The 4,190-nt window shown below is 67.0% G+C and carries 4 protein-coding genes; 1 reads left to right on the top strand and 3 read right to left on the bottom strand.

All coding sequences use genetic code 11. The features are described from left to right. Positions 1-39: 39 nt before the first annotated feature. The 3 genes from ilvC to WAX14_RS10400 are packed head-to-tail and all read right to left on the bottom strand — an operon-like array spanning position 40 to position 3,525. Positions 40-1,053, bottom strand: a complete 1,014-nt coding sequence (ilvC, locus tag WAX14_RS10410) for a ketol-acid reductoisomerase (RefSeq protein WP_422628007.1) — start codon at positions 1,051-1,053, stop codon at positions 40-42. A gap of 37 nt (positions 1,054-1,090) precedes the next feature. Continuing rightward, entirely contained in the window at positions 1,091-1,594 is a 504-nt protein-coding gene (ilvN, locus tag WAX14_RS10405; RefSeq protein WP_422628006.1) for an acetolactate synthase small subunit, read from the bottom strand. Continuing rightward, positions 1,591-3,525 (bottom strand): acetolactate synthase large subunit, encoded by a 1,935-nt coding sequence (locus tag WAX14_RS10400; protein ID WP_422628005.1) that lies wholly within the window; start codon positions 3,523-3,525, stop codon positions 1,591-1,593. The genes ilvN and WAX14_RS10400 overlap by 4 nt, the downstream gene beginning before the upstream one ends. A 264-nt stretch (positions 3,526-3,789) precedes the next feature. Here WAX14_RS10400 and WAX14_RS10395 point away from each other — a divergent pair. After that, positions 3,790-4,190: PH domain-containing protein (locus WAX14_RS10395; protein WP_422628008.1), on the top strand; the 401-nt coding region annotated here is incomplete at its 3' end.

Here is a 4,190-nt window from a genome sequence, read left to right as displayed (position 1 = left end):
GAGATCGGGTGCCGGGCCGGCGGCCGAGCAGAAAGACGCTTACGCGGTCTCGGTGATCGGGCGATCGACCCAGCTCATCAGGTCGCGGAGCTGCTTGCCGACGACCTCGATGCCGTGCTCGGCGTTGGCCTTGCGCAGGCCCTCGAGCTCGGTGTTGCCGTTCTCGACGTTCGCGACGAGACGCTTGACGAAGGTGCCGTCCTGGATGTCCTTGAGGATGTCCTTCATGCGGTCCTTGGTGCCTGCGTCGATGACGCGCGGACCGGACAGGTAGCCGCCGAATTCCGCGGTGTCGGACACCGAGTAGTTCATGCGGGCGATGCCACCCTCGTACATGAGGTCGACGATGAGCTTGAGCTCGTGCAGGCACTCGAAGTACGCCATCTCGGGTGCGTAACCCGCCTCGACGAGAACATCGAAGCCGGTCTTGACGAGCTCTTCGGTTCCACCGCAGAGCACGGCCTGCTCACCGAACAGGTCGGTCTCGGTCTCTTCCTTGAAGTCCGTCTTGATGACGCCGGCGCGGGTGCCGCCGATGCCCTTCGCGTAGGACAGCGCGAGGGCCTGGCCCTCGCCCTTCGGGTCCTGGTGGACGGCGATGAGCGCCGGGACACCCTTGCCGTCGACGAACTGGCGGCGCACCAGGTGGCCGGGGCCCTTGGGGGCGACCATGCCGACGGTGACGAACTCCGGGGCCTTGATCAGGCCGAAGTGGATGTTCAGGCCGTGGCCGAAGAACAGCGCGTCGCCATCCTTCAGGTTCGGCTCGATGTCGTTGGTGAAGATCGACGCCTGCGCCGTGTCGGGGGCGAGCAGCATGATGACGTCGGCCCACTCCGACACCTCGGCGGGGGTGCCGACGGTGAGGCCGGCCTCTTCGGCCTTGGCGCGCGACTTCGAGCCTTCCTTGAGACCGATGCGCACGTCGACGCCCGAATCACGCAGGCTCAGCGAATGCGCGTGCCCCTGGCTGCCGTAGCCGATCACAGCGACCTTGCGGCCCTGGATGATCGACAGATCGGCGTTGTCGTCGTAGAACAGCTCGACTGCCACAGTTCCTACCTCTTTCAGCTTTTGGGGTGTGTTCAGGCTAACGGGTGGCCGTGATCGACTTGGGACCACGTCCGACGGCGACGACACCCGATTGCACGATCTCGCGGATGCCGTACGGCTCGAGCATCCGCAGAAGCGCATCGAGCTTCGAGCGGGTGCCGGTGGCCTCGACGGTCAACGACTCGGTCGAGACGTCGATCACCTTGGCGCGGAACAGGTTCACCGTTTCGATGACCTGCGTGCGGACGTTGGCATCGGCACGGACCTTGATGAGCACGAGTTCGCGCGCCACCGACGCCTCGCCCTCCTGCTCGACGATCTTGATGACGTTGACCAGCTTGTTGAGTTGCTTGGTGACCTGCTCGAGCGGAAACTCGTCGACGGTCACGACGATCGTCATGCGGGAGATGTCGGGCAGTTCGGTGCCACCGACCGCGAGGGATTCGATGTTGAATCCGCGTCGCGAGAACAGCGCCGCGACACGGGCCAGCACGCCCGGCTTGTCCTCGACGAGAACGCTGAGGGTGTGACTCGTGCTCACTGACGATCCTCTCCTGCTGCGGCCTCGGTGGCCTGCTCGTGGCTCATGGCTTCGTGGATGACGGCCGGCTCGGATGCCTGCTCGTCGTCGTCGAACAGCGGTCGGATACCCCGTGCCGCCATGATCTCGTCGTTGCTGGTGCCTGCGGCGACCATCGGCCACACCTGGGCGTCCTTGCCGACGATGAAGTCGATGACGACGGGGCGGTCGTTGATGGCCTGCGCCTGCCGGATGGCGGGCTCGACGTCTTCTTCCCGCTCGACCCGGATACCGACACAGCCGAGGGCCTCGGAGAGCTTGACGAAGTCGGGGATGCGGACGTCGCCGTGGGTACCGAGCTCGGTGTTCGAGTAGCGCTGGTCGTAGAACAGGGTCTGCCACTGGCGGACCATGCCGAGGTTGCCGTTGTTGATGAGCGCGACCTTGATCGGCACTCCTTCGACGGCGCAGGTCGCCAGTTCCTGGTTGGTCATCTGGAAGCAGCCGTCGCCGTCGATGGCCCACACCTCAGCCTCGGGCTTGCCCATCTTGGCGCCCATCGCGGCGGGCACCGCGTACCCCATCGTGCCGAGGCCACCGGAGTTCAGCCAGGTGCGGGGCTTCTCGTAGTCGACGAACTGCGCGGCCCACATCTGGTGCTGTCCGACCCCGGCGCAGTAGATGGCGTCCGGACCGGCGAGCTTGCCGACGGCCTGGATGACGTACTGCGGCGACAGGGAGCCGTCGGTGGGGCGGTCGTAGCTCAGCGGGTAGGTGCGGCGGATGTCGTCGAGGTATTCCCACCACTGCGCGTAGTCGAGGGTGGTGCCGGTCGCCAGGTCCGCGCGGATCGCCTCGACGAGTTCGAGGAGGACCTCGCGGCAGTCGCCGACGATCGGGACGTCCGCGTGCCGGTTCTTGCCGATTTCGGCGGGGTCGATGTCGGCGTGGATGACCTTCGCGTCGGGCGCGAACGAGTCGAGCTGGCCGGTCACCCGGTCGTCGAAGCGTGCGCCGAGCGTGATGAGCAGGTCGCTGCGCTGCAGGGCCGCCACCGCGGCGACGGTGCCGTGCATGCCGGGCATGCCGCAGTTGAGACGGTGGGTGTCGGGGAACGCGCCGCGCGCCATCAGCGTGGTGACGACGGGGATGCCGGTCAGCTCGGCGAGTTCGAGCAGTTCGGCGGACGCGTCGGCCTTGATGACGCCGCCGCCGACGTACAACACCGGGTTCGTGGCCTCGGCGATCAGGCGTGCCGCCTCACGGACCTGCTTGCCGTGCGGTTTGGTGACCGGACGGTAGCCGGGCAGGTGCATTTCCGGTGGCCAACTGAACGTGGTCTGTGCGACCAGGACGTCCTTGGGGATGTCGACGAGGACGGCGCCGGGGCGGCCCGATGCTGCGATGTAGAAGGCCTCGGCAAGGATGCGCGGGATGTCGGCGCCGTCGGTGACGAGGAAGTTGTGCTTGGTCACCGGCATGGTGATGCCGGAGATGTCCGCTTCCTGGAAGGCATCGGTGCCGATGAGCGCGCGCCCGACCTGGCCGGTGATCGCGACGATCGGGACGGAATCCATCTGGGCGTCGGCGAGGGGGGTCACGAGATTGGTCGCGCCGGGGCCGGACGTGGCCATGCAGACGCCGACCTTGCCGGTGGCCTGCGCGTATCCGGTCGCGGCGTGGCCGCCGCCCTGCTCGTGACGGACGAGGACGTGGCGCACCTTCCTGGAATCGAAGAGCGGATCGTAGACCGGCAGGATCGCACCTCCGGGAATGCCGAACACCGTGTCGACCTCCAGCTCCTCGAGAGCTCGGACGACCGACTGAGCTCCGGTGACCCGCTCGGGGGCGACCTGGCGGCGGGTTCCGGGCTGCGCTGCGGCGGCCGCGGGTGTCGGGGCGGACCCCGGCTTTCGCGGCGAGGGTTGAGGCCGTGCGGTTGGTGCGCTCACTGCAATTCCTCTGATTCTGGCTCCGGGCAACAAAAAACCCTCGTCAGCATGTGCTGTACGAGGGTGGCGCGTCGTGGGCGAGTTGCAGTAATGCGGCTCAGGCGACGACGCGCCGGCCGATTACGAGCAACTCATTCTTATTCACGCGCTAGACGGTAGGCGCGCGCAAAGCAGACAGTCAACTTGGTTCGGTCATCTGTCCCAGAATGTGAGATGCCTCGGCTGCAATGACAAGATGGTGAGGTGCCATCTTCCCAGCAGCCCGTGCCACCGCGTTCATCATCCCACACGCCGGAACCGGCGACGCGCGTCATCCGGATTTCCCGGCTGTCACTGCTCGCGTGCGGCTTCCTGCTCCTCGCGGTCGCCTCACCCGCGATGGCGTGGCCCGCGGCGTTCTCCTGGATGCTGGTGATTCCATTCCTCGTCCTCGCCTGGATCCTGCGGGTACGCACCGTCGTCGGACCCGACGGCATCACCGCCCGCGCCACGTTCTCGACAACCCGCATCGGATGGGACGCGCTCGAAGGGATCCGCTTCCCCAAGCGCGGCTGGGCCCGCGCAACCCTCACCGACGGATCCGAGGTACCGCTGCCCGTCGTCACGTTCGGCCGACTCCCCGAGATCGCCGAGGCCAGCGGCGGGCGCATCACCGACCCGTACGC

This window comes from Rhodococcus sp. (in: high G+C Gram-positive bacteria) (assembly GCF_049299235.1).
Classification (GTDB): domain Bacteria; phylum Actinomycetota; class Actinomycetes; order Mycobacteriales; family Mycobacteriaceae; genus Rhodococcus.
The sequence above is the reverse complement of the archived record's forward strand: the minus strand, read 5'-3'. Positions and strand labels throughout refer to the sequence as shown.